The following is a 22,504-nucleotide window of genomic DNA, read 5'->3' on the forward strand; positions in this document are numbered from 1 at the left end:
GATTATCTGTAGCCTCTCGCGTGCTGTTCGTTGTAGATGAGGTTGATATTCTTGGTTTCGTAATCATTGAATACAACCTTCTGAGAGAACTCGGAAGCGGTGTATTTCGGGGTGTACCATGACTGTGAGCGGAAGTATTCATTAAGAGAGGAATCGGTAAAGATTCTGCCGCGGCGTGCGTAAATCTCGTTGAAGGCAATGTTGAGCTCGCTGTGGCTCATGCTCTTGACCTCGCTCTGGCTGAGATAAGATGTGTTGTACTTGCACGCGCTGAAGGGCACGTTATCGTCGGAGGAAGAGCTTGAGCTGCTCTGACGCGGAGCCTCGGTCGCGGGTGTTTCGGGCGATGATTCGGGACCTGTGGAGATATCAACGATTACGGTGGTGCCCTTCTCAACAGAATGACCGTCGCCGGGTGTCTGGGCGATGATAAGACCCTCGTCGTATTCGTCGCTGGGTCTGTGTCGGCCTTCGCTGATCTTCAGTCCGTCCGCCTCGAGCATTTCCTTAGCCTGCTCAAAGGTGTATCCGCGGACAACCTTGACGGTTACGTATTCCGCAGCCTCGGATTTTTCGGTGTCAGATGAAGAGGACGAGGATTTTGTAGTTGAGGGAGCGGTTGTCGCTGCGGCGGTAGTTGACTGGGTGCTCTTTGTCGCGTCTGAGGCAGAGGTGCTGCCCTGAGCTGCAGTTGCGGTAGTCGCGGTCGCTGCTGAATCGTTTGACGCGCCGAAGGGATTGCTGCCGAAGAAGCCGTTGTTGCAGGCGATCAACCCGAGCGCCGCGAGGAGCGCGAGGATAATGCAGATACCTACGATAATCGCGATAATAAGTCCTTTTCTGCTTTTCTTTTCATCTTTATAGTTATCGTTCTCGGTAACAGCGGCGAACGGATCAAAGTCCTGAATCGCAACGCTCTTCGCTGACGGCTTTACGTCCTCATAATCGTCAAAGTACGAGCCGTAATCCTTTTCCTTTGCGCCCGAAGGCTGGTCGATGGTGAATATCTTTGTCTGGTTTTTGTAGTCGTCAAAGACTCTGTTGTCGATTTCAGGCTCCTGATACGAGGGCTTGATGTCGTCGACGGATTCAGCTTCGTCAGACGCTTTATCCGTTGTATCATTCGCAGCGTCGTCAGCGGAACCCTCGGGCTTTTCCTCGGGAGCAGCGTCAACAGGGGGAATAGGAGCGACTACCGGAATAACCTTTGTGTCACCGTCGGTCTTTTTATTTTTCTGCTCAAAAATGTTGCCCTCAAAGTCTGTGCTTTCGGGTACGATCATTTCAGGTTGATTTTCTGACTCATTTTTAATGGAAAGCAGAGCGTTTTTGATATTGCCCGCGTTTTTCCAGCGGTTTTTGTTTTCGGGCTGGCAGGCGATGTGAATAACACTCTTTAGCTTCTGACTGCCGTTTGCTGTCGGGGGAACATTCTCGCCGTTCAAACGTTTTTCGGCTGCTTTTTCGGGCGAAAGACCCTCGTTTTCAAAGGGCAGCTTGCCGTTGTTGCACATGCCGTACATCAGCAGACCGAGAGAATAGATATCTGTAGTGAAGTCAGCCTGACCGCCGTTTTTGATCTCGGGCGCGAGATATCCTGCGTTGTCGTCAAGGCTCTCCGCGTCCATAAATCCGCCGAGCTTGTATTTTCCGTCAGCTGTGACATAGATGTTTGAGGGCTTGATGTCGCCGTGATAGATGTTGTTAGCCTCGAGCTTCTCGAGGATCTCGCTCATTTGAATACCGAAATCAACAACCTCGTTCTCGCTGAATTCCTTATTGTTGAGCTTGTCCGAGAGGGGAATGCTGCCGTCGGTGACAATATAGAGCTTCAACTGCTTTTTGTCGGGGTTGTCCTCAACACATACGTCTACGTAATTAGTGATATCGCCGAGGGCTCTTACCGTATTGACAAAGCCGGCTTCGTCCTTGATAAAATCGATATCTTCCTGGTTATACAGCTCGTCCGCGAATTCATAGTAGGCGAGTTTAGCCTTTACGCTGTCATCGTTTCTGTTGACAAGACTGTAAATTTCGCCTTCATCGGTGTCCGAAACAAGAGCGAGAACCTTCCAATCGCTCAATGCTGCGGGCAATTTGATTTTAGCCATGTTACTAACTCCTTTTCATATGTATTTTTCTTAATTCGAATTAAAAATTGATATTCTATCGTATTATAACATATATTTATTTATTTTTCCACTGTTATTTCCAATTTGTAAGAAATAGTTATAATCCATGTAAATTATTGCAGTGGTCAGCGTCTCAAAAAACTGAGTCACTGACCACTGCAATTCACTCTAAAAACCTTTTTTCTCTTTGACTCCGCATATCCCGCCCGCGATTCCGCCGAGGATTACAGCGGCAGCACGGATTCCCGTCAAAGCGGTGACGGATTCTCCGCCCTTTGACAGACCCGCAATTGTAATCAACAGGAATATAACCGCGCCCGTTATCGCTCCGACCACCAGCCCGGCGCCGTGATTGAGCTTAGCCGCGACAAATCCGCCGCCGAGCGCGCCGAGTGCTGTGACGGCAACCATAATGTAATCCGTCAGCTCAGCGCCGAGCAAGCCCGAAGTCAGCATGATTACCGCGAAAATACACATCAGTATCACGCAGCCCAGTACTCCGCACAGACTGCCCAGGGAAACGGATTTTATCAGCTTCTTTTTGTCAGACATAAAAAACCACCCCGAATATCATCTTGTAAATGATATTCGGGGAAGTAAAGAATTATTCTTTTGTGTCGTCTTCCTTCTTCTTTTTGAAGAAGCTGAAGCCCTTCTTCTCGGCAGCCGCGGTCTGCGGGCCTTCCTTTACGGTGTCAACGGTGGAGATGCACCACTTTTTGAACTTCATCTTGACTCTGTCGGAGCCTGTCTCGATGATGATAGCGTCCTCGTCGTCCTTGATCGCGACGACTCTGCCCATAATACCGCCGATAGTTGTAATTTCGTCGCCGATTTCAAGGGAGTTTCTCATCTGAGCTTCTTCTTTTTTCTTCTTGGAATTAGGACGGATCAAGAAGAAGTAGATACCTGCGATTACTGCTGCGTAGATTAAAATCATGACCCACATGCTGTTGCCGCCGAAAAGGCCGCCTGCCTGCTGTGCGTCAGCTGCTGAATACATAAACATATAACTTCATTCCTTTCAACACAATAAGTTGATTATAACAGCAATTCCCATAGATTGCAAGCCATTTTTGAAATTTTTTTAAATTCTCACGCCGAGAATGTTCCTGTATTTTTCATAGAACGCCGTAAACGTGCTGTTGTCGAGCTCGGTACGGATAATTTCCATGAGATTGTTGTAAAAATACAGGTTGTGCATTACCGCGAGCCGCATTCCGAGCATCTCGCCGCTTTTAAGCAGGTGACGGATATATGCCCTTGAGAAATTGCGGCAGGTAGGACAGTCGCAGTGCGGGTCAACAGGGTTTTCGTCAAGCTCGTATTTCGCGTTGTTGAGGTTGCGCACGCCGTCCCATGTGAACAGCTGACCGTGTCTTGCGTTGCGGCTCGGCATGACGCAGTCAAAAAGGTCTACGCCGCGGTAAACCGCCTCGAGAATATTGACGGGAGTACCCACACCCATCAGATAGCGGATTTTGTCTTTGGGAGCGAAAGGCTCGACCGCCTCGATTATCTCATACATAACCTCGGTAGGCTCGCCGACAGCCAGTCCGCCGATTGCGTAGCCGTCGAGGTCAAGCTCTGCGATTTCCTTCATGTGATTGATTCTCAGGTCGCGGTAGGTGCCGCCCTGATTGATGCCGAACAGCATCTGCTTCGGATTAATCGTGCCTTCGGTCTGATTAAGCTCGTTCATTTTTGTAACGCACCGTTTCAGCCAGCGTGTAGTTCTCGCAACGCTGTCGCGGGTGTACTCGTAGGGCGAAGGGTTTTCTACGCACTCGTCGAACGCCATAGCGATTGTTGAGCCGAGGTTAGACTGGATTTTCATGCTTTCCTCAGGACCCATAAATATTTTGCGTCCGTCGATATGTGAGTGAAAGGTTACACCTTCTTCCTTGATGTCGCGGAGCTTCGCGAGAGAAAAGACCTGAAAGCCGCCGCTGTCGGTGAGAATCGGGCCCTCCCATCGGGTGAATTTATGCAGACCGCCGAGCTCTTTTACCTTGTCGTCTCCGGGACGCAGGTGAAGGTGATATGTGTTGCAGAGCTGCACCTGACATTTAATATTTTTTAAGTCGAGAGCCGAAACAGCGCCTTTGATCGCGCCGCATGTGGCGACGTTCATAAAAGCCGGAGTCTGAATCGTCCCGTGAGGAGTGACAAATTCACCTCGTCTGGCTGTTCCTTCGGTTTTTATTAATCTATACATATTTCCTCCGGAAATAGAATTATTCTAAAATTATAACTGCCTTATAATATGCACATCGCATCGCCGAACGAAAAGAATCTGTACCTTTCCTCAACAGCGGTTTCGTATGCTTTCATAATTTTGTCGTATCCCGCAAACGCAGAAACAAGCATAATCAGTGTGCTTTCGGGCAGGTGGAAATTTGTGATAAGTCCGTCGAGCACCTTGAACTCATAACCCGGGTAAATGAAGATATCTGTAAATCCCTCGCAAGCCTTGATTTCGCCGAACTGAGTAGCGACGCTCTCGAGAGTGCGGCACGAGGTAGTGCCGACAGCGATGACCCTTCCGCCGTTCTGCTTTGTCTGACGGATAAGTTCGGCAGTTTCAGCCGGAATCTCGTAGTGCTCGCTGTGCATTTTGTGGTTAGTAACGTCGTCAACCTTAACGGGACGGAAGGTGCCAAGACCGACATGAAGGGTGACGTATGCGATTTTTACACCCTTAGCGCGGATCCTGTCCATAAGCTCCTCGGTGAAGTGCAGTCCGGCTGTAGGCGCCGCCGCCGAGCCGAGCTCGTGACTGTAGACAGTCTGATAGCGCTCTTTGTCCTTGAGCTCTTCTGTAATGTAAGGGGGAAGAGGCATCTGACCGATTTTGTCGAGCGTGGCAAAGAAGTTTTCGTCGCAGTCAAAGTCCACCACTCTGTTGCCGTCGTCCCTGACCTCCGCGACCTCGGCTCTCAGCAGACCGTCGCCGAAGCTGAATTTCGCTCCGACCTTGGCTTTTTTTCCGGGCTTACATAGAGTTTCCCAGCGGTTGCCGCTGATTTGTCTGAGAAGAAGGAACTCGACTCTCGCGCCTGTTTCGTCCTTAACGCCGTAGATTCTCGCCGGAAGTACGCGCGAATCGTTTGCAACCAGCAAATCGCCTTCGCCCAGATGGTCAATAATATTATAAAAATGCTCGTGCGATATTTCGCCCGTTTCTCTGTCTAGAACAAGCAGGCGTGAGCTGTCGCGGGGCTCAACAGGAGTCTGCGCGATCAGTTCCTTAGGCAGGTCATAGTAAAAATCACTTGTTTTCATAGTCATCACCGAAAAAGTTAAAATATTGAAATACAATTACGCCGCAAAATAATTGACAATAAGCGCGTAAAATGGTATATTATAGAGTGAGGTATATTTGGAGTAATCAGTACCTTAAACGAAACGAGGTACTGAAACCTCGGCAGTCGCCGTTTCTATAATAATATAAATTTTCGAAATAGGCAACCGCTTTTTTAAATTTTGTAAAAATTCGGAGGAATCACAGTGAAAAAGTACAAGGTAGGAATCATCGGAGCAACAGGTATGGTAGGACAGCGCTTTGCGCTTCTTCTTGAAAATCACCCTTGGTTTGACGTAACCGTATTGGCAGCGAGCGCAAGAAGCGCGGGCAAGAAGTACGGCGACGTAGTTGAGGGCAGATGGCATATGGCTAAAGAGCTTCCCGAGAAGTACAAGGATATGGTTATCACCGACGCCGAGAAGGTTGAGGAGGTTGCCGCTCAGGTTGACTTCTGCTTCTGTGCCGTTAACATGAAGAAGGATGAGATCAAGGCTCTTGAGGAACGTTACGCGAAGGCTGAGTGCCCGATCGTTTCCAACAATTCCGCACACCGCTTCACTCCCGACGTACCGATGGTTATTCCTGAGATCAACGCGGACCACATCAAGATTATCGAGGCACAGCGCAAGCGTCTCGGCACAAAGCGCGGTTTCGTAGCTGTCAAGTCCAACTGCTCGCTTCAGAGCTATGTTCCCGCTGTTAATCCCTTGAAGGAGCTCGGCGTAGACAAGGTATTGGCTTGTACCTATCAGGCAATTTCAGGTGCCGGAAAGACCTTCAAGACATGGCCTGAGATGATCGACAACGTGATTCCCTATATCGGCGGTGAGGAAGAGAAGTCCGAGAACGAGCCGCTGAAGATCTGGGGTCATATCGAGGGCGACAAGATTGTAAACGCCGACGATATCTCCATCACCTCCCAGTGCATCCGTGTCCCCGTTTCCGACGGTCACACCGCTGCCGTATTCATGTCCTTCAAGGACGGCGTTAAGAAGCCCACCGTTGAAGAGATCATCAATATCTGGGAGAACTACAGCGGAAGAGCTCAGGAACTTGAGCTCCCCAGCGCACCCAAGCACTTCCTGCACTACTTCACAGAGCCCGACCGTCCGCAGATCAAGAGCGAGCGTAACCTCGAGAACGGCATGGCGGTATCTGTGGGACGTTTAAGAGCTGATACCCAGTACGACTACAAGTTCGTTTGCATGTCGCACAACACATTAAGAGGCGCGGCAGGCGGCGCTGTATTACTCGCCGAGCTCCTCTGCGCCGAAGGTTATATGGATTGATTCGGAGGAAAATTTTATGTCAGACCACATTTTCACAGGATCGGGCGTAGCTTTGATTACCCCGATTACTTCAGACGGCAAGGTTAATTACCCTGTCCTTGAGCAGCTGCTTGAGTTCCACGTCGCCAACGGTACCGATGCGATAATTGCATGCGGTACAACGGGGGAGGCTGCGACTCTTTCCGAGAAGGAGCACTGCGAGGTACTGTCGTTTGTGTCTGAGAAGATCAACGGAAGAATTCCCGTTATCGCAGGCACAGGCAGCAATGATACCTCAACTGCTGTTATGCTCTCGCGTGAGGCGCAAAAGACAGGTGCCGACGCGATTCTCAGCGTAACACCCTATTACAACAAGACCTCACAGGCAGGTCTGGTAAAGCACTTTAACGTGATTGCCGATTCTGTAGATATTCCTGTGATTCTTTACAACGTACCCTCGCGTACAGGCTGCAATATCCAGCCCAAGACCTGTCTTGAGCTCAGCCGTCACGATAATATCCGCGCTATCAAGGAAGCGAGCGGCAATATCTCTCAGGTAGCGCTGATCCGCTCTCTCTGCGGAGACAACCTCGATATCTATTCGGGCAACGACGACCAGACCGTACCCTTCATGTCACTCGGTGCTCTCGGCGTTATCTCGGTTTTCGCCAATATCTGCCCGACAGAAATGCATCAGATTTGCCAGCTCTGCCTCGAGAATAATTTTGCCGAGGCTCAGAAGCTGCACTTCCACTATCTCGAGCTCATGAACATTATGTTCAGCGACGTCAATCCCATTCCGATCAAGACCGCTATGAACCTTTACGGTTTTGATGCGGGCGAGTGCAAGCTGCCCCTCGTACCCATGAGCGTAGCAGGTTATCACGACCTCAAGGATTGTCTTGCAAAGTACGATTTGCTCGATAAGGTATAAACTATAGAGATCAAAAAGGGCGGGCTTTGTCCGCCCTCTTTTCTAATCAATTCAAGGGGGAATTTCAAAATGACTAATATAGCCATAGTCGGCTGCAACGGAAAGATGGGTTATTTCGTAGCTTCTGCCGTAAAGGAAAATCCCGAGGCTCAGACGCTTTTCGGCATCGACGCCTTCGGTGAGAATAAGCACGATTTTGCCGTATACAAGAGCTTTGACGAGGTTCAGGAAAAGCCCGACGTGATCATTGATTTCTCTAATCCCGCCGCTCTCGACGGAATGCTCGCCTTTGCCGAGAAGCACAGCGTACCCTGCGTAATCTGCACCACGGGTTACTCGACCGAGCAGGTTGAGAAAATCAAGGCAGCAGGTGAGAAGATAGCGATTTTTTACTCCGGCAACATGTCGCTCGGCATCAATCTTCTGATTGAGCTTTCAAAGCAGGCGGCAAAGGTACTCGGCGGCAGCTTTGATATCGAGATTCTTGAGAAGCACCACAATCTCAAGCTTGACGCTCCCAGCGGAACGGCTCTGATGATTGCCGACGGTATTTCCGAGACGCTTCCGCAGGAGCCGCAGTACATATATGACCGCCACACGATGCGCAGGAAGCGCACCAAGAACGAAATCGGTATCCATTCTGTACGCGGCGGCACAATCGTCGGCGAGCACGAGGTGATTTTCGCGGGACACGATGAGGTAGTTACGATCACCCATCAGGCGCAGTCCAAGGAAGTATTCGCTGTAGGTGCGGTAAACGCCGCTGTATTCCTCGCAAAGCAGGGTGCGGGTATGTATTCAATGTCCGACCTGTTAGCGGATAAGTTTTAATTAAATAAAAAATTAGCCGGCTCGGAACAACAGTGTTCTGAGTCGGTTTCTATATAAAGAAAAAGAGACGGCTGAAAAACCGTCTCTGATGGTCGAGGTGACAAGATTCGAACTTGCGACCCCATCGTCCCGAACGATGTGCGCTACCAAACTGCGCTACACCTCGAAAAAAACAGCCTCGAGAAACTCGAGGCTATTGGCAGCGGAATAGGGATTCGAACCCCAACAAACAGAGTCAGAGTCTGTCGTGCTACCGTTACACCATTCCGCTAAGTTGTTTGCATCCCGTATGCAACGTCTATTATTATATATTATTTTTGCCTGTTTGTCAAGGGTATTTTTAAATTAATTGCTTCTTTTTTTCAGAATTCTGATATCTCTGCCAAAAAAGTTCAGCTTTTCCGCTTCGCCGTTCAAACGTGACACCAGTCTGTTCGAATAAGTCTTCTCCAGCTCGCGCATTGTGAAGTTTGTGTTTATGATAACGGGCTTGCGTGTGAGCAGGCGGGAGTTGATCAGGTTGTAAATGTGCGAAACTGAGAACTGGCTGATAAATTCCGTGCCGAGGTCGTCGATAATCAGCAGGTCGCAGTCTGTAGCCATGTCGAGAAGTTCGTCGGTTTCACTTCTCTGGCGCATCTGACTTTCGTAGTGAGCAATAATAGCGGGCGCTGAAACATAAATAACGCCGTAGCCTCGTCTGATAACCTCGTTTGCTATCGCCAGGGAGAGGTGGGTTTTGCCGAGTCCTGTCGCACCGCACATCAGCAGGCTCTTTGATTCGGTTGTAAAATTATTTGCGTATCCTTTACAGTAGCGAACGACGCGTTCCATGTGCTGACGCGGATTTATTCCGTTTACGTCTGTTTCATCGGGGTAGAGGTCGAGCTTAAAGCTGTCAAAGGTCGAAAGCCTGAGCGGAGCGTGGCGGTTCAATTCCTCACACGCACATTCGGTAAGTGTTTGCTTCAGACAGGTGCAGATAAGCGTTCTGCCGTTCTCATCGTAATATCCTGTATCAGAGCATCGCTTGCAGGTATAATCGGGCTCGAGCGCGTCTGAGGTGTATCCGTTTGAAACCAGAAGCTGATTAAGATCATCCTGCATCGCAAGGTTCTCTCTTTTCAGCTTTTCAAGCTCCGCATTAACATTGCCGCCTGAAACAACAGCTCTTGCGGCTCTGATTCCGCTGGCAGCTATTCCTTTTTCAAGCTCGGCTGCTCTCGGAAGCTTTGCGAAAATCTCCGCGCGTCTGAAATCCGAATCGCGTTTTGCAGCCAGTCGTCTTTGAGCCAGCTTATCGGCTGCCTTTTTTTGAATTCTGATGCTGTATCCCATGGCAAACTCCAGTTTTATTCGTAATCTTCAAGTCTGTTTATCTGTTCAAGCTCGTCGATATCATAAGAGCTTGAGGTTGAGGCAGGCTCTTTTTTCTTTTTTGCGTTTTCAAAATCAGCAAGGTCGTTTTTGTTCTGAATGCCGTTGTTGTGCCAGCGCTTCAAAATACCGTCTATGTAGTTGAATTTCATTTCACCTTTTGAGTCCACACAGCGCTCATACGCTTCACGCAGCATATCGGGAGAGAACTTCCAATCTGTGACCCATGTGCTGCAATAATCGAGCTGTTTTTTGCTGGGTGAGCCGGCATTTTTCAGACCGAATGCCGAGGCGACGATTGAATAGCATTTTGTACGCTGAGTAGCAAGCCTTATTTTATTGTCTGCTTCCTCAACAGAATTAACGCCGTCGTTTGCCCATGAAACGCCGAGCCGTTCAATCGTTCTCATGTTGCCCTTGTCAATACTGATTGCGTACTGGATAAGCATGAGAATAACGTCGAGAGGCAGTCCGCAGGTGTCCTTGAGCATCAGCAGGGTAGAGATATCCGCGTTTGATAGCACCTTGCCGAGGGCGGTCTGAGCTTCGCTGACAAGAATTTTCAGCTCTTCGTCGACTGCCAACTGCTGAACCGTAAACACATAGTCGGGTTTTTGCGGTTTTGTAACAGTGAAACGGGGTTTTTCGGGTTCTGTCGACGGCGCTTCCGCGACAGTTTTTTCTTCGAATACAGGCTCGTCCTGTGTTGTTGATAATTCTACTATAGAATTATTAACAGGCGTGTAAACCTGATCGCTTTTTTGCAAAATACCCATATTGACCCAGTAATCCAGAGCCTCGGGAATATCAGTTACATTCACGCCCGTACAGGCAGAGATATCCTTGTTATCAAGCTCCTTGTCAGCGTTTCGCAGCACATAGAGCAGTACCTTAAGCTTTACGCCGTCAGAGAATTTAAGACCCTCGTCGACAATTTTTGAGGGCACAGCGAAAACGGAGCGCCATGCTCCGAGATTTATCGTTACCGACATTCTATCTACTTCCTATATCTTATTCAAACTTTAGTATACCATATAAAACCATGTTTGAAATAAGAAAATAGAATTATACAAATTTTTGTCCCGATAAAAAACTGCCGCCGAGAAACCTCAGCGGCAGATAATTTTTTTAATTTTTGCTGTGACCGACGATCTGAATGAGCAGGTCAAGGATTTTAACATAAATCCAGAGAACGGTGAAGGCAAGGCCAAATGCCGCTGACCACTCGTATTTTGCGGGAAGCTTGTTTGTTACAACGTGATCGATTGTGGCAAAGTCAGTGATAAGGAACAGGCTCGCGATGATAATAGAGATAATCGTAAGTCCGAGAGAAATCCAGAAGTTTCCGAGAATGCTCGCTACAAAAGGTCTGGTAAAGGGAATGAGGTATCCGAGGAAGCTGATGATCGAAACGCTTATCATTGTGACGAAAAGTGAGAGCATAACCATTCTGAATTTCTTGGTTACCTTGATAATTTTTGCCGAATAGAGGATTCCCATCGTCAGAACGATAGCGACTGTAATTACGAGCGCCAGAAGACCGAGATACTCATAACCCTTGATGACGGTAAATACGATAAACGAAATCACGAAGCCCTGGCAGAACGAGTAAATCGTGCCGGTAACAGGGATAATCGGTCTTGCAAACGCGGAAATGATCTGAGTGATTATTGCCAGAATAGAGGCGCCTACGAAAAATCCGAGCTGCATGAAGGATGTGCTGACCTCAAAGCCCTTGTAGTTGAATGCCAGTTCCTGCGGCTGGTTTGCGAAGACAGTCGCGTTCATAACCAGGTACGCCATCATTCCTGCGACGGTGACGAGAAGGAAGAAGGCTGTCTTGATCGTGATTCTGCCGTAGCCTGCCGCTTTCTCATCGTAGCCGGCTCTTTCCTCAACCTTATTCAGACGGTTGATAACGGGGTTCGATCTGAAAAAGGATTGCTTTTCTTTTGCGGCTGTGCTGCTGGCGTTGTTTTTGTTCGTGCTATTCATAATTTACCTCCTGTTTATTTTCTGTAAAGCCTGTCTGTTTCATAGGCAGGCTCAGTGGTCAAACGGATGCCGAGCTTCTTGAGAGTGCGGGTATCTGTTTCCGAGAGGATAACAGTCGCATGAGCTTCGGTGTCACGCAGCTTCGGCAGCTGTGCCATAGCGAGCTTTGCGGTCGGATTCGTTACGGCAGACATCGAAAGAGCGATAAGGATCTCGTCGGTGTGGAGCCTGGGGTTGTTAGAGCCGAAGTTCTCAACCTTCAGCTTCTGGATAGGCTCGATTACCGCCGCGTCGATGATATCGACCTCTTTCGGGATTTTCGCGAGAGATTTGAGAGCGTTGAGCAGCATTGCGGCACAGGCTCCAAGAAGATTAGTCGTCTTGCCCGTGAGGATCCTTCCGTCAGCCAGCTCAATAGCCGCTGCGGGCGCGCCTGTAGCCTCGGCTTTGTCAAGGGCGATGGCGACAACCTTGCGGTCGTTGGTAGTCAGTTTGTTCTGTTTCATCAGCAGACCGATTTTGTATGCCTCGTCAACAGCTCCGACGCCCTTGGTGTGATTGCAGAGAGCGGCGTAATAGCGGCGGATAATCTCCTGATTCGCGGCGGCACAAACGGCTTCGTCGTCGATAATGCAGTTGCCCGCCATGTTAACGCCCATATCGGTAGGCGATTTATAGGGAGATTCTCCGAGAATCTGCTCGAACATGGTGTTGAGAACAGGGAAGATCTCAATATCGCGGTTATAGTTTACGGTGGTTTTGCCGTAAGCCTCAAGATGGAACGGGTCAATCATATTTACATCGTTCAGATCGGCTGTAGCGGCTTCATAAGCGACGTTAACAGGGTGCTTGAGCGGAAGGTTCCAGATAGGGAAGGTTTCAAACTTTGCGTAACCAGCCTTAACGCCGTGCTTGTGCTCGTGGTAGAGCTGAGAAAGACAAACCGCCATTTTTCCGGAACCGGGGCCGGGTGCGGTGATTACGACCAGCTTTCTGGAGGTCTCAACAAAATCATTCTTGCCGTAACCCTCGTCGCTGACGATCAGATCCACATCGGTGGGATAATTCGGGATAGAGTAGTGGTGGTAAACGTTTATTCCGTTGCCGATCAGATGCTTTTCGAACTTTACGGCTGTGGGCTGTTCTGCAAAACGTGTGAGCACGACGGAATTGACGCACAGGCCGCGGCTGCGGAACAGATCGATCAGACGGAATACGTCAAGGTCGTATGTAATGCCCAGATCGCCGCGAACCTTGTTTTTTTCGATATCATCGGCGTTGATTACAATTACTATTTCTGCTTCATCTTTGAGCTGCATGAGCATCTGCAGCTTTGAGTCGGGCTTAAAGCCGGGCAGAACCCTTGAAGCGTGGTAGTCGTCAAACAGCTTGCCGCCGAATTCGAGATACAGCTTTCCGCCGAATTTATCGATTCTGTCACGGATATGCTGCGATTGCGTTTCCAGGTATTGATTATTATCAAATCCTATTTTCATATCTTAACCTCCTGAGAGATAAAACTCTGTTTAATTATATCACCTATATTTACAAAAATCAATTATTTTTTCATAGCGGGTGCATAACGAATTTATCGGAAAATAAAAAAATTATAAGATAAAGAGTGACTTTTCATTAATGTTGTGATATAATAACCATGTATTTGCCTAAACAGGTATTTTTAGGAGTGAAAATATGAAAAGAATAATCGCAGTTTTATTGTCCGCGCTCGTGCTTTCAACGGCTGTTATGACCGGATGCGGACAGTCGTCATCATCTTCATCATCTCAGTCGTCAGCGGCAACCGAAAAGACCGCCACATCAGCCACATCAGCGGCGTCGTCAAAAAGCTCGGGCTCAGAAAGCTCAAAAACCGACAGCTCAGCAGAGGAATCCTCTGTTGCGGGAGGCTGGAATATTGACGAAGACGTCAAGCCTGTTGTTACAAAGGAACAGAACGAGGAGTTCAGGAAGTCGATCAATTCCTTTGACAGCCTTAACATGGAGCCTGTTGCTTTGCTCGCTCAGCAGGTTGTAAAGGGCACCTATTCAGCTTTCCTTTGTCTTGACACGACCGTCGCCGACAATCCTGTTACAACATGGGATATTGCGGTTACATACACCGACCTCTACGGAAAGGCCAAGCTCACTTCCATTATCGAGGTTCACCCCGATAATGTTAAAACCGCTGAGTCAGCGGGCGAAGCTCTTGTGGATTCGTGGGAGACCGTCGAAATTACCGAAGGCGCTGTTCTGGAGGACTCACTCAAGGAAGCTCTCGACAGTGTTATGACCAAGGAATACACGCCTATAACGGTTCTGGGCACACAGGTCGTATCGGGCACAAACTATGTTCTGCTTGTTCAGGAAAAGGAGGACGGCAAGCCCGTGAACTATGTGGTCGAGCTCAACGTCGACTCCGAGGGAAAAGCCGAGCTTGTAAAAGAGGCTGTATTTGATTTGAATTACTACCTGTCAATATATAATTGACAAAGCGGATTTTAATGCTATAATATCTATGGAACCGAAGTTCCCGACAGTTCGTTTGCGCCATCCTGTCGTTAAATAAAACCAGGGCATCTGAAGCGCGGGATAACTGCGCCCTGCAATAATAATTGTATTGAGATGCGTCTGTCTTGGCAGGCGCATTTTTATTTTTGGAAGTGAAAGAATGTATCTGCTGAAAACAAAAGCAGCGTTTGACAGCGCGCATTTTCTGTCGGGCTATAACGGCAAATGTTCAAATATCCACGGCCACCGCTGGACGGTAGAGGCTTGCGTCTGCAGCGAAAAGCTGATCGATAAGGGAGAGAAGAGAGGAATGGTTATCGACTTCGGCGACCTCAAGCGCGAACTGAGAGCGCTTGCCGACAGCTTTGACCACGCGCTCATTATCGAGAAAAACAGTCTAAAGCCAAAAACAATGGAAGCGCTCCGTGATGAAAACTTCCGTGTTATCGAGTTTTCGTTCCGTCCGACAGCCGAGAACCTTGCAAGATATTTTTATGTGGCTCTGCGCGAGAAGGGTCTGCCTGTCAGGAGCGTAACCGTATATGAAACGCCCGATAACTGCGCTGTTTACGAGGAGGAGCCATGCTTGAGGTAGTTGAAAGGTTCGTAAGTATCAACGGCGAGGGAGCTCACGCGGGAGAATTGGCGGTTTTTATTCGCTTCAAGGGCTGCAATCTCTGCTGCTCATACTGTGATACGGCATGGGCAAACGAGCCTGACGCAAAAGCATCACCGACCTCAGTAGAAGAGCTCGTCAGATGGGTTAAATCCGTCAACGTCCGTAACGTCACCCTTACAGGAGGCGAACCGCTGCTGCAAAAGGATATTGAGCCGCTTGTTGCCGCGTTGAAGGATTGCCGCGTCGAGATAGAAACAAACGGCAGTGTGCCGTTCTCACGGTTAGCGGAGATTGAACACAGACCCGTATTCACAATGGACTACAAGCTGCCCGGCAGCGGTATGGAAAATCACATGAATACCGCAAACTTCGCGCTGCTGAACAGTCACGACAGTGTAAAATTCGTTGTCGGAAGCGAAGAGGACTTGAACAGAGCGGCTGAAATAATAGATAGATTTAAGCTAATCGACCGCTGCCACGTTTATTTCAGTCCCGTATTCGGCAAAATCGAACCCGCGCGTATTGTTGAATTTATGACCGAAAGAAACCTGAACGGTGTCAGAATACAGCTCCAACTCCATAAGTTTATCTGGTCGCCCGAAAAGAGAGGTGTTTAATATGGATACAAAGGCAATCGAAGCACACGTAAAGGGAATCCTCGAGGCAATCGGTGAGGATCCCGACAGGGAAGGCTTGCGCGAAACTCCCCAAAGAGTCGCGAAAATGCTCGGGGAAATGCTTGAGGGCATAGCGTATTCCAACCACGAAATAGCCGAGATGTTCGGCAAGACCTTTGATAATGACTGTCTGCCTGAGTCAGAAAACGCTGTTATAATGCGCGACATAACCGTATTCAGCTATTGCGAGCACCATCTCGCGCTGATGTATGACATGAGCGTCAACGTCGCCTATGTTCCGCGCGGCAAGGTTCTCGGACTGAGCAAAATCGCGCGTATTTGCGATATGGCTGCAAAGCGTCTGCAGTTACAGGAACGTATCGGAAGGGATATAGCTGAGATCATATCCGAAACGGCGGACACTCCCGATGTCGGCGTTACGATCAGTGGCTGTCACAGCTGCATGACCGCGCGCGGCATAAAGAACTCAAACGCAAAAACATATACTACTACATATCTCGGGGCGTTCAGGGACGACGCGGCTCTCCGTGAGCTGTTGAGATGAGGAGAATAATATGAAGGCTCTTGTTTTATTCAGCGGCGGAGTTGACAGCACGACCTGTCTTGCGCTCGCTGTGGAAAAATACGGAAAAGAAAACGTCCTTGCTCTCTCTGTCAGCTACGGACAGAAGCACAGCAAGGAGCTTGAGGCGGCTCAAAGAATAGCTGAATACTACGGCGTACAGCTGAAAAGGCTCGATTTATCCGTCATATTTGAGGATAGCGGCTGTTCTCTGCTCAAAGGCTCGGAGGACGAAATCCCAAAGGAAAGCTATGCCGACCAGCTCTCCAAGACCGACGGAAATCCCGTGTCCACATATGTTCCTTTCAGAAACGGACTGTTTCTCTCGGCAGCGGCTAGCGTCGCGCTTTCAAACGGCTGCGGAGAGATATATTACGGCGCTCACAGCGACGACGCGGCAGGCAACGCTTATCCCGACTGTTCGCAGGCGTTCAATGATTCCATGAACATGGCGATATACCTCGGCAGCGGAAATCAGCTCAACGTAACAGCGCCGTTTATCGGAATGACAAAGGCTCAGGTCGTTGCTCAGGGATTAAAGCTGGGCGTACCGTACGAAATGACCTGGAGCTGTTATGAGGGAAAGGAAAAGCCCTGCGGCGTATGCGGCACGTGCCGCGACAGGATCGCAGCGTTCAGAGCAAACGGAATCGAGGATATTATATGAGAAATGACAATTTAACCTTATTAGGCAATAAAAACGTTCAGTACTCGTCGGACTATTCTCCCGAGGTGCTCGAAACCTTCCGCAACAAGCACCCCGAGAACGACTATTTCGTAAAGTTCAACTGTCCGGAGTTTACGAGCCTGTGTCCGATTACGGGACAGCCCGACTTTGCGACGATTTATATTTCATACATACCCGACGAGCTGATGGTGGAAAGCAAGTCCTTGAAGCTGTATCTGTTCAGCTTCCGCAACCACGGCGACTTTCATGAGGACTGCGTGAACATCATCATGAAGGACTTGATAAAGCTGATGGACCCGAAATACATCGAGGTCTGGGGAAAGTTCTTGCCGCGCGGCGGAATTTCCATCGACCCGTATTGCAACTACGGCAGAAAAGACACCAAGTGGGAGAAGCTCGCCTGGGAACGTCTTTCAATGCACGATATGTACCCCGAGCAGGTCAATAACAGATAAAAAAAGCGCCGTCGAAGGCGCTTTCAATTTATAATATATATCCCGTTACGAACCGCATCGGCGTTATTTGTAAAAGGTCGAAGCTCAGCGCCTGATCTGATGAAACGAAATTCATGGAGCGGTACTCGCCGTTTTCGCTGCAGATGCAGTAAAAATGCAGTCCTCTGAAGCCTTTGTTCCACGCGCAGACGATGCCGATTTTGCCGTCAGTCAGGGAATTTTTGAAGTGCTTAACCGAAATATAATTCTTAAAAGGAATATTATTCTTTTTGAAGTATCTTTTCAGGCTGAACGGCTTTGTCCCGAATACTCCGAAAAGCCATGGCATTCCGAGCTTTTCCATGGCGCGCAGCAGGTCTGAAAACTCCGCGTCGATTCCCTTGAAAACAAGCGCGTTGTAGAGCGCAACGACACCGCAGCCCACCTTTGAAACAGGCTTGCGGCTTTTGCCGTAGCACAGCTGAGAGATTGGATTGTTGCATTGTCCGTAAATAAATTCCCTCTTCATAAATACGCACCTTGTGTTTTTGGAATTTTGTGATATAATATCAAATAGAAATTTTTAGGGGAGAGATTATGAAAAAACTGATCATATCGGTACTTATTGCCGTTTCTCTTATTTGCTTTTCAGGCTCTGTTTCAGCCGCTTCGCCCGACGAGGCGGTAATGATCTCACAGCAGGACGGCCTGACTCCGCTGTACACCACAGCGCCCGACAGTTCGCTCAAAGACCATTCCAACCGCATGAGCCGCGAACAGGGAATACTTTTTTACACACAGACAACCGCTCTCGCACTGATAGCGGGTTATCTTATTCTATTTAAGGTAAAGGGTATTCCTCACGGCGAAAAAATGCACAGACGAAGAAGAAAGGACGGCTGACTGCCGCCCTTTAATTTTTTAGCGCAGACGCTTAAAGAAGCTCTTCAGCAAGCCGGCACATTCCTGTTCCATTATTCCTCCGCTGTAAGCGGGTTTGAAATTGAACGGCATCTCGAACAGATTTGTAATAGTGCCGCAGGCGCCGTTTTTGAAATCGTACGCGCCAAAGTACACCTGGGGAATATGCGCGTTAAGAATCGCGCCCGCGCACATTGGGCACGGCTCAAGTGTTACATAAATCTCACAATTCCACAGCCGCCAGCCGCCGAGTGCTTTGCAGGCGTTGTTTATCGCGTCAATCTCCGCATGGAGAAGGGCGTTTTTTTCTTTTTCGCGGCGGTTCCTGCCGGTTGCGATTACCTCGCCGTTTCTCGTAACAACCGCTCCGACGGGCACCTCGCCGTCGTCGTACGCTTCCTTTGCCATTTCAAGCGCCAGAAGCATGAATTTATTGATATCCGTACTCATGTTTATTGGTTAAGTGGTGTTAAACAAAGGATTGTAAATGTCAGAAAAACGCTCATTGAAATCATGACTCCGGGATTGACCAGAAACGCGCTCATTTTGTTTTTCAGCGTGAGCAGCTCAGCGCCTTTTTCAATCGGCTTTTCTTTGTCGCTCAGTGAAAAACTTACCTTTTTGCTACGGGCGAGATAAATAAACGAGAGAACTCCCGAAACAAGGAAAAGCAAAACGATAATCAGCTGGATAATTGTAAGCTCTCTTTCGTCCGGATTGCTGTTAGTGTAGAGGATCGTGAACAATATGGCGTAGAAATTATTCATGAAATGAAGCAGGATAGACGGCAGAATTGAATCGGTGATGATGTCGATATATCCGAAAATCAGACCGACGGGCAAGGTGAAAACGATCTGAGTTGTGTTTGAGTGCATTGCGCTGAACAAAATTGCCGAAGCGACAACCGCGAAGGCTCTGCCGTATTTTTTGAGCGAGCCCATAACCAAACCGCGGTACGCGAATTCCTCGGCAAAAGCGGGAACAATAGCTACGGAAATGATGTTCAGAATTATCTCGAACGGAGTCATCGCGGAGGATTCGACGCTGCCCGCGGTATTTTGCAGACCGAAAATCGAAAGGTTTGTTTCAAAGATATCGGCGGCATAATTAGAAGCCATTGCAACCGCCATTCCCATAAGTATCAGCGGAATGAGCGTAGTAGCGCCGACTGTTGTTTTGCCGAACGCTTCCCTGAACTTAAAGCCCGTTGCGGCAATAAACAGAATACCCGGAATAAACGCCGCGCCTACGCTGATAAAAATGTCCTGCAGCTGTGTCAGCGTCTCGTCTGTGCTTATACCGAGAGTCTGAAACAGAAGTAATAAGCCTATGGATAAGACGTACATCGTGGCAGTGTACGTGAGCGCGTAAAAACCGACGGCGGTGCATCTTTTTCTGAGCTTTTTTTGGGTGTCGCGTCTTATTGTATCCTCTGTAATTACAGGCCTTGGAATATACTGCCTGTACTGAGGGTAAGTGTATTGCTGCATATTATCAACTCCGCGTTTTATTGTACCATAGAACGGCGTTTTTTTCAAGGATAACATTACAAGAATGTAAATTGACAAACAGCCCCTTTGGTGGTATTTTGAAAGTGGAATATTCTGTCGTTTCAGAAAGGATTGAGAGATATGGTTACCGCGATGCTTTTTGCCGGCGGTATCGGCGCGAGAATGAAGTCGTCAGACCTGCCGAAGCAGTTTTTAGAGGTAGGCGGAAAGCCGATCATCGTTCACACAATGGAGCATTTTTCAAGGCACCCTATGGTTGACGGTATTGTGATCGCCTGCAAAGAGGATTGGATCGAGTACCTTGTGGAGCTTATCGAGCGTTTTTCCGTCAAGAAGATACGCTCTATAGTACCCGGCGGAGAAACAGGCTTTGCTTCTATCCACAACGGAGTTGTCGCGACTGCCGCTTTTTCGACAGAGCCCGAGGATATCATTCTCATCTGCGACGGCGTCCGCCCGATGCTGTCCGACCGCCTGATCACGGACTGTATTCTCGAGACCAAAAAGTACAAGACTGCTGTGCCCGTTACCCCGAGCATAGATTCTCTTCTGTACAGTCCCGACGGCGAAAACTGCAAAAAGAGCTACGACAGAAACACGATGTACGTCACGCAGGCTCCGCAGGGCTATATCATGGAGCGCATTCTCTGGGCGCATGACGAAGCCGAAAAGCGCGGAATAACCAACCCGATTTCATCAAGCGAGCTGTTTATCGAGCTGGGAGAGAGCGTCCATCTGTTCAAGGGAGAGCGTTTTAATATCAAGGTGACGACTCCCGAGGATCTGGTCACGCTCCGCGCGCAGTTTTATTACGAGAATTACAAGAAATTTGCCAAGGAAGAATTGAAGTATGGATTATAAAGTAAAGGATTGCGTCCTTCAAAGCATATACAGCGACGCCTATGAGATCGCGAACGCCGAAATTCCGTGGGACAAGCTCGTCGGTTCAACAGTACTTATCACGGGCGGCGGCGGATTTATCGGCGGCTATCTTGCGCTCGCGCTTCTCACAAGAAACGACGTCTACGGCTCAGATATCCGCGTTATTTCACTTGTCAGGAACGCCGAAAGAGCAGAGAAAAAGTTCGGAAAGCTTCTCAGACGCGGTGATTTTTCATTGTGCGTACAGGACGTAAACGAGGAAATCAAGGCTGAGCGCGCGGATTATATCATTCACGCCGCAAGTCAGGCGAGCAATATACAGTTCGAGAACGACCCCGTCGGCACAATCACCGCCAACCTTACGGGAACCGCGAATGTTCTTGATTTCGCAAAAAAGAGCGGCGCAAAGTCGACTCTCATCGTTTCAAGTCTTAAGGTATACGGAATTATTTACGGAAGTCAGGATAAAATCACCGAGGACGACAGCGGCTATATAGATTTTACTTCGTACAAAAACTGTTACGCTATGGGCAAGCGCGCTTCCGAAACCATCGCCGCGAGCTACTGCCGCGAGTACGGAATGAATGTCAAGTTAGCAAGACCTGCCTATATCTACGGCGCGGCGACTCTCGACGACGACAGGGTATGGGCGCAGTTTATCGCGAATGTTGTCAGAGGGCAGAATATCCTGCTCAAGAGCAACGGCGCCGCCAACCGTTCCTTCTGTTATGTCACCGACACGGCGACGGGACTTCTGACGGTGCTGCTCAAGGGTGAGAACGCCTTGCCGTACAATATTTCATGCGAGCTTTCGGATACAACGATACGCGGCTTTGCAAGGGCGGCCTGCGCGGCTTTTCCGGAGAGAAACATCAGCCTGAAATTTGCGAATCCCGCTGACGAGCAGGAACCTCAAAATCAGCCATCGCCGCTATGTCAGGTACCCGAAATTCTCGACAATAAGCGGCTCAAATCGCTCGGATGGCAGCCAAAAGTGTCGCTTACAGAGGGTATAAAAAGGGCAGTTGCTGTATTAGAAGAGCAAACAAAGTAGTAATTTCGTCTATTATACACAATCTGTTGTGTTCTTGTTGACAACAGCACAAAATGTGTGATATTATACAATAGTATAGATAAACTGTTTATTGTCCCTTTTAGTCGGATAATAAGCTTTTAACCTGTTAAGAAAATGGGGGTTATGATGAATACCGCTATTATTCTCGCCGGCGGTGTCGGCAGCCGTATGGGCGTCGACAGACCGAAGCAGTTTTTGATGGTAGAGGACAAGCCGATTATTTCCTATTGCTTTGATATCTTCCAGAAGCATGATGAAATTGACGCCATGGTTGTTGTTGTCAGCGAACAGTGGCAGGGTTTTGTTGAGGAGTACGCCGCGAAGTTCGGCGTGAGCAAGATTTGCGGATACGCTCCGGCGGGAAAGACCCGTCAGCACTCCATTTACAACGGACTCAAGTGCATCGCCGAAAACGCGCCCGATACCGATATTGTTATCGTCCACGACGCGGCGCGTCCGCTTGTATCTGACAGGATCATCTCCGACTGCATTACAGGCGCAGCGGAATACGACGGCGCAATGCCCGTTATCACCGTCAAGGACACAGTTTACCAGAGTGCCGACGGCGCGAAAATCGACTGTCTGCTCAAGCGCAGCGAGTTGTTTGCGGGACAGGCTCCCGAGAGCTTCAAGTTCAAAAAATACTATCAGATACATAACGAGGTCAGTGACGAGGAAATCGGCGCTACTGCGGGCAGCAGTGAGATCGCTTACCGCCACGGCATGGAGATCCGTATGGTAAAGGGAAGCGAGCGCAACCTCAAAATCACCACTATCGAAGATTTGGAAACTTTTGAAACAATACTGAAAGGCGGCAATTGA

General features: G+C 48.9%; 25 protein-coding genes and 2 tRNA genes. 13 read left to right on the forward strand and 14 right to left on the reverse strand.

Annotated elements, in window-relative coordinates; genetic code table 11:
* Positions 1 to 2: 2 nt before the first annotated feature.
* The 5 genes from AB1I49_RS05745 to queA all read right to left on the reverse strand — a co-directional run bounded on the left by AB1I49_RS05745 (position 3) and on the right by queA (position 5,417).
* Positions 3 to 2,111, reverse strand: a complete 2,109-nt coding sequence (locus AB1I49_RS05745; RefSeq protein WP_407721599.1) for a YARHG domain-containing protein — start codon at positions 2,109 to 2,111, stop codon at positions 3 to 5.
* Positions 2,112 to 2,300: 189 nt separating this feature from the next.
* Positions 2,301 to 2,684, reverse strand: a complete 384-nt coding sequence (locus tag AB1I49_RS05750; RefSeq protein ID WP_186833122.1) for a TIGR04086 family membrane protein — start codon at positions 2,682 to 2,684, stop codon at positions 2,301 to 2,303.
* Positions 2,685 to 2,736: 52 nt separating this feature from the next.
* Complete coding sequence (gene yajC, locus AB1I49_RS05755) at positions 2,737 to 3,141, reverse strand: preprotein translocase subunit YajC (protein ID WP_407721600.1); 405 nt, start codon at positions 3,139 to 3,141, stop codon at positions 2,737 to 2,739.
* Positions 3,142 to 3,219: 78 nt separating this feature from the next.
* A complete protein-coding gene (gene tgt / locus AB1I49_RS05760; RefSeq protein ID WP_186833121.1) occupies positions 3,220 to 4,350 on the reverse strand; it encodes a tRNA guanosine(34) transglycosylase Tgt in 1,131 nt (376 codons plus the stop codon).
* Between the two features lie 41 nt (positions 4,351 to 4,391).
* Positions 4,392 to 5,417 (reverse strand): tRNA preQ1(34) S-adenosylmethionine ribosyltransferase-isomerase QueA, encoded by a 1,026-nt coding sequence (gene queA / locus AB1I49_RS05765; protein ID WP_186833169.1) that lies wholly within the window; start codon positions 5,415 to 5,417, stop codon positions 4,392 to 4,394.
* Between the two features lie 225 nt (positions 5,418 to 5,642).
* Between queA and asd the strand changes: the two genes are divergently transcribed.
* From asd to dapB, 3 genes are all read left to right on the forward strand, one after another.
* The gene (gene asd, locus AB1I49_RS05770) at positions 5,643 to 6,728 is read left to right on the forward strand and encodes an aspartate-semialdehyde dehydrogenase (RefSeq protein WP_186833120.1); all 1,086 of its coding nucleotides are present in this window, start codon (positions 5,643 to 5,645) and stop codon (positions 6,726 to 6,728) included.
* A gap of 16 nt (positions 6,729 to 6,744) precedes the next feature.
* Positions 6,745 to 7,641: a 4-hydroxy-tetrahydrodipicolinate synthase gene (gene dapA / locus AB1I49_RS05775; RefSeq protein WP_186833119.1), complete on the forward strand. Its 897-nt coding sequence runs from the start codon at positions 6,745 to 6,747 to the stop codon at positions 7,639 to 7,641.
* A gap of 69 nt (positions 7,642 to 7,710) precedes the next feature.
* Positions 7,711 to 8,472, forward strand: coding sequence for a 4-hydroxy-tetrahydrodipicolinate reductase (gene dapB, locus AB1I49_RS05780; RefSeq protein WP_186833118.1), 762 nt, complete (start codon positions 7,711 to 7,713; stop codon positions 8,470 to 8,472).
* An 89-nt stretch (positions 8,473 to 8,561) separates the two neighbouring features.
* Here dapB and AB1I49_RS05785 read toward each other — a convergent pair.
* From AB1I49_RS05785 to AB1I49_RS05810, 6 genes are all read right to left on the reverse strand, one after another.
* Positions 8,562 to 8,638 (reverse strand) — tRNA-Pro (locus tag AB1I49_RS05785).
* Between the two features lie 31 nt (positions 8,639 to 8,669).
* Positions 8,670 to 8,743, reverse strand: a tRNA-Gln gene (locus AB1I49_RS05790).
* Between the two features lie 74 nt (positions 8,744 to 8,817).
* Complete coding sequence (locus AB1I49_RS05795) at positions 8,818 to 9,810, reverse strand: ATP-binding protein (RefSeq protein WP_186833117.1); 993 nt, start codon at positions 9,808 to 9,810, stop codon at positions 8,818 to 8,820.
* Between the two features lie 14 nt (positions 9,811 to 9,824).
* Positions 9,825 to 10,841: a DnaD domain protein gene (locus AB1I49_RS05800; protein ID WP_201427525.1), complete on the reverse strand. Its 1,017-nt coding sequence runs from the start codon at positions 10,839 to 10,841 to the stop codon at positions 9,825 to 9,827.
* 136 nt (positions 10,842 to 10,977) lie between these two features.
* Positions 10,978 to 11,844, reverse strand: a complete 867-nt coding sequence (locus AB1I49_RS05805) for a Bax inhibitor-1/YccA family membrane protein (protein WP_407721601.1) — start codon at positions 11,842 to 11,844, stop codon at positions 10,978 to 10,980.
* Positions 11,845 to 11,858: 14 nt separating this feature from the next.
* On the reverse strand, positions 11,859 to 13,340 hold the full coding sequence (locus tag AB1I49_RS05810) for a DUF1846 domain-containing protein (RefSeq protein ID WP_201427527.1): 1,482 nt from the start codon (positions 13,338 to 13,340) through the stop codon (positions 11,859 to 11,861).
* A 196-nt stretch (positions 13,341 to 13,536) separates the two neighbouring features.
* Between AB1I49_RS05810 and AB1I49_RS05815 the strand changes: the two genes are divergently transcribed.
* The 6 genes from AB1I49_RS05815 to queF all read left to right on the forward strand — a co-directional run bounded on the left by AB1I49_RS05815 (position 13,537) and on the right by queF (position 17,314).
* Complete coding sequence (locus AB1I49_RS05815; protein WP_201427528.1) at positions 13,537 to 14,331, forward strand: hypothetical protein; 795 nt, start codon at positions 13,537 to 13,539, stop codon at positions 14,329 to 14,331.
* A 181-nt stretch (positions 14,332 to 14,512) separates the two neighbouring features.
* Positions 14,513 to 14,947 carry a 6-carboxytetrahydropterin synthase QueD gene (queD, locus tag AB1I49_RS05820; protein ID WP_407721602.1) on the forward strand — a complete coding sequence of 145 codons (435 nt, stop codon included), beginning with the start codon at positions 14,513 to 14,515 and terminating at the stop codon, positions 14,945 to 14,947.
* Entirely contained in the window at positions 14,935 to 15,588 is a 654-nt protein-coding gene (queE, locus tag AB1I49_RS05825) for a putative 7-carboxy-7-deazaguanine synthase QueE (protein ID WP_186833111.1), read from the forward strand. Before queD ends, queE begins: the two co-directional genes overlap by 13 nt.
* 1 nt (position 15,589) lies before the next feature.
* Complete coding sequence (folE, locus tag AB1I49_RS05830) at positions 15,590 to 16,153, forward strand: GTP cyclohydrolase I (RefSeq protein ID WP_407721603.1); 564 nt, start codon at positions 15,590 to 15,592, stop codon at positions 16,151 to 16,153.
* A 10-nt stretch (positions 16,154 to 16,163) separates the two neighbouring features.
* The gene (queC, locus tag AB1I49_RS05835; protein ID WP_201427531.1) at positions 16,164 to 16,838 is read left to right on the forward strand and encodes a 7-cyano-7-deazaguanine synthase QueC; all 675 of its coding nucleotides are present in this window, start codon (positions 16,164 to 16,166) and stop codon (positions 16,836 to 16,838) included.
* Positions 16,835 to 17,314 carry a preQ(1) synthase gene (gene queF, locus AB1I49_RS05840; protein ID WP_186833108.1) on the forward strand — a complete coding sequence of 160 codons (480 nt, stop codon included), beginning with the start codon at positions 16,835 to 16,837 and terminating at the stop codon, positions 17,312 to 17,314. The genes queC and queF overlap by 4 nt, the downstream gene beginning before the upstream one ends.
* Before the next feature lie 28 nt (positions 17,315 to 17,342).
* Here the strand turns inward: queF and AB1I49_RS05845 are convergent, their stop codons facing one another.
* A complete protein-coding gene (locus AB1I49_RS05845) occupies positions 17,343 to 17,822 on the reverse strand; it encodes a hypothetical protein (protein ID WP_316611236.1) in 480 nt (159 codons plus the stop codon).
* Positions 17,823 to 17,890: 68 nt separating this feature from the next.
* Between AB1I49_RS05845 and AB1I49_RS05850 the strand changes: the two genes are divergently transcribed.
* Entirely contained in the window at positions 17,891 to 18,196 is a 306-nt protein-coding gene (locus AB1I49_RS05850; protein WP_186833106.1) for a hypothetical protein, read from the forward strand.
* 18 nt (positions 18,197 to 18,214) lie between these two features.
* On the opposite strand, the gene AB1I49_RS05855 is transcribed toward AB1I49_RS05850, so the two are convergent.
* Complete coding sequence (locus AB1I49_RS05855; protein WP_186833105.1) at positions 18,215 to 18,664, reverse strand: nucleoside deaminase; 450 nt, start codon at positions 18,662 to 18,664, stop codon at positions 18,215 to 18,217.
* 2 nt (positions 18,665 to 18,666) lie between these two features.
* A complete protein-coding gene (locus AB1I49_RS05860; protein ID WP_316611237.1) occupies positions 18,667 to 19,704 on the reverse strand; it encodes a CPBP family intramembrane glutamic endopeptidase in 1,038 nt (345 codons plus the stop codon).
* Between the two features lie 141 nt (positions 19,705 to 19,845).
* On the opposite strand from AB1I49_RS05860, the gene AB1I49_RS05865 reads away from it, so the two are divergent.
* The 3 genes from AB1I49_RS05865 to AB1I49_RS05875 all read left to right on the forward strand — a co-directional run bounded on the left by AB1I49_RS05865 (position 19,846) and on the right by AB1I49_RS05875 (position 22,504).
* The gene (locus tag AB1I49_RS05865) at positions 19,846 to 20,586 is read left to right on the forward strand and encodes an IspD/TarI family cytidylyltransferase (protein ID WP_186833103.1); all 741 of its coding nucleotides are present in this window, start codon (positions 19,846 to 19,848) and stop codon (positions 20,584 to 20,586) included.
* Positions 20,576 to 21,661: an NAD-dependent epimerase/dehydratase family protein gene (locus tag AB1I49_RS05870; RefSeq protein WP_407721604.1), complete on the forward strand. Its 1,086-nt coding sequence runs from the start codon at positions 20,576 to 20,578 to the stop codon at positions 21,659 to 21,661. Before AB1I49_RS05865 ends, AB1I49_RS05870 begins: the two co-directional genes overlap by 11 nt.
* Positions 21,662 to 21,808: 147 nt before the next feature.
* Positions 21,809 to 22,504: an IspD/TarI family cytidylyltransferase gene (locus AB1I49_RS05875; RefSeq protein ID WP_316609022.1), complete on the forward strand. Its 696-nt coding sequence runs from the start codon at positions 21,809 to 21,811 to the stop codon at positions 22,502 to 22,504.

The sequence above is a fragment of the Ruminococcus sp. NATIVEDY160 genome (assembly GCF_045819885.1).
GTDB lineage: Bacteria > Bacillota > Clostridia > Oscillospirales > Acutalibacteraceae > Ruminococcoides.

Bases quoted from the DNA above. Each gene is read 5' to 3' on its own strand.
- AB1I49_RS05745 (WP_407721599.1), bottom strand. From the start codon at position 2,111: ATGGCTAAAATCAAATTGCCCGCAGCATTGAGCGATTGGAAGGTTCTC.
- AB1I49_RS05750 (WP_186833122.1), bottom strand. From the start codon at position 2,684: ATGTCTGACAAAAAGAAGCTGATAAAATCCGTTTCCCTGGGCAGTCTG.
- yajC (WP_407721600.1), bottom strand. From the start codon at position 3,141: ATGTTTATGTATTCAGCAGCTGACGCACAGCAGGCAGGCGGCCTTTTC.
- tgt (WP_186833121.1), bottom strand. From the start codon at position 4,350: ATGTATAGATTAATAAAAACCGAAGGAACAGCCAGACGAGGTGAATTT.
- queA (WP_186833169.1), bottom strand. From the start codon at position 5,417: ATGAAAACAAGTGATTTTTACTATGACCTGCCTAAGGAACTGATCGCG.
- dapA (WP_186833119.1), top strand. From the start codon at position 6,745: ATGTCAGACCACATTTTCACAGGATCGGGCGTAGCTTTGATTACCCCG.
- dapB (WP_186833118.1), top strand. From the start codon at position 7,711: ATGACTAATATAGCCATAGTCGGCTGCAACGGAAAGATGGGTTATTTC.
- AB1I49_RS05795 (WP_186833117.1), bottom strand. From the start codon at position 9,810: ATGGGATACAGCATCAGAATTCAAAAAAAGGCAGCCGATAAGCTGGCT.
- AB1I49_RS05800 (WP_201427525.1), bottom strand. From the start codon at position 10,841: ATGTCGGTAACGATAAATCTCGGAGCATGGCGCTCCGTTTTCGCTGTG.
- AB1I49_RS05805 (WP_407721601.1), bottom strand. From the start codon at position 11,844: ATGAATAGCACGAACAAAAACAACGCCAGCAGCACAGCCGCAAAAGAA.
- AB1I49_RS05810 (WP_201427527.1), bottom strand. From the start codon at position 13,340: ATGAAAATAGGATTTGATAATAATCAATACCTGGAAACGCAATCGCAG.
- AB1I49_RS05815 (WP_201427528.1), top strand. From the start codon at position 13,537: ATGAAAAGAATAATCGCAGTTTTATTGTCCGCGCTCGTGCTTTCAACG.
- queD (WP_407721602.1), top strand. From the start codon at position 14,513: ATGTATCTGCTGAAAACAAAAGCAGCGTTTGACAGCGCGCATTTTCTG.
- queE (WP_186833111.1), top strand. From the start codon at position 14,935: ATGCTTGAGGTAGTTGAAAGGTTCGTAAGTATCAACGGCGAGGGAGCT.
- folE (WP_407721603.1), top strand. From the start codon at position 15,590: ATGGATACAAAGGCAATCGAAGCACACGTAAAGGGAATCCTCGAGGCA.
- queC (WP_201427531.1), top strand. From the start codon at position 16,164: ATGAAGGCTCTTGTTTTATTCAGCGGCGGAGTTGACAGCACGACCTGT.
- queF (WP_186833108.1), top strand. From the start codon at position 16,835: ATGAGAAATGACAATTTAACCTTATTAGGCAATAAAAACGTTCAGTAC.
- AB1I49_RS05845 (WP_316611236.1), bottom strand. From the start codon at position 17,822: ATGAAGAGGGAATTTATTTACGGACAATGCAACAATCCAATCTCTCAG.
- AB1I49_RS05850 (WP_186833106.1), top strand. From the start codon at position 17,891: ATGAAAAAACTGATCATATCGGTACTTATTGCCGTTTCTCTTATTTGC.
- AB1I49_RS05855 (WP_186833105.1), bottom strand. From the start codon at position 18,664: ATGAGTACGGATATCAATAAATTCATGCTTCTGGCGCTTGAAATGGCA.
- AB1I49_RS05860 (WP_316611237.1), bottom strand. From the start codon at position 19,704: ATGCAGCAATACACTTACCCTCAGTACAGGCAGTATATTCCAAGGCCT.
- AB1I49_RS05865 (WP_186833103.1), top strand. From the start codon at position 19,846: ATGGTTACCGCGATGCTTTTTGCCGGCGGTATCGGCGCGAGAATGAAG.
- AB1I49_RS05870 (WP_407721604.1), top strand. From the start codon at position 20,576: ATGGATTATAAAGTAAAGGATTGCGTCCTTCAAAGCATATACAGCGAC.
- AB1I49_RS05875 (WP_316609022.1), top strand. From the start codon at position 21,809: ATGAATACCGCTATTATTCTCGCCGGCGGTGTCGGCAGCCGTATGGGC.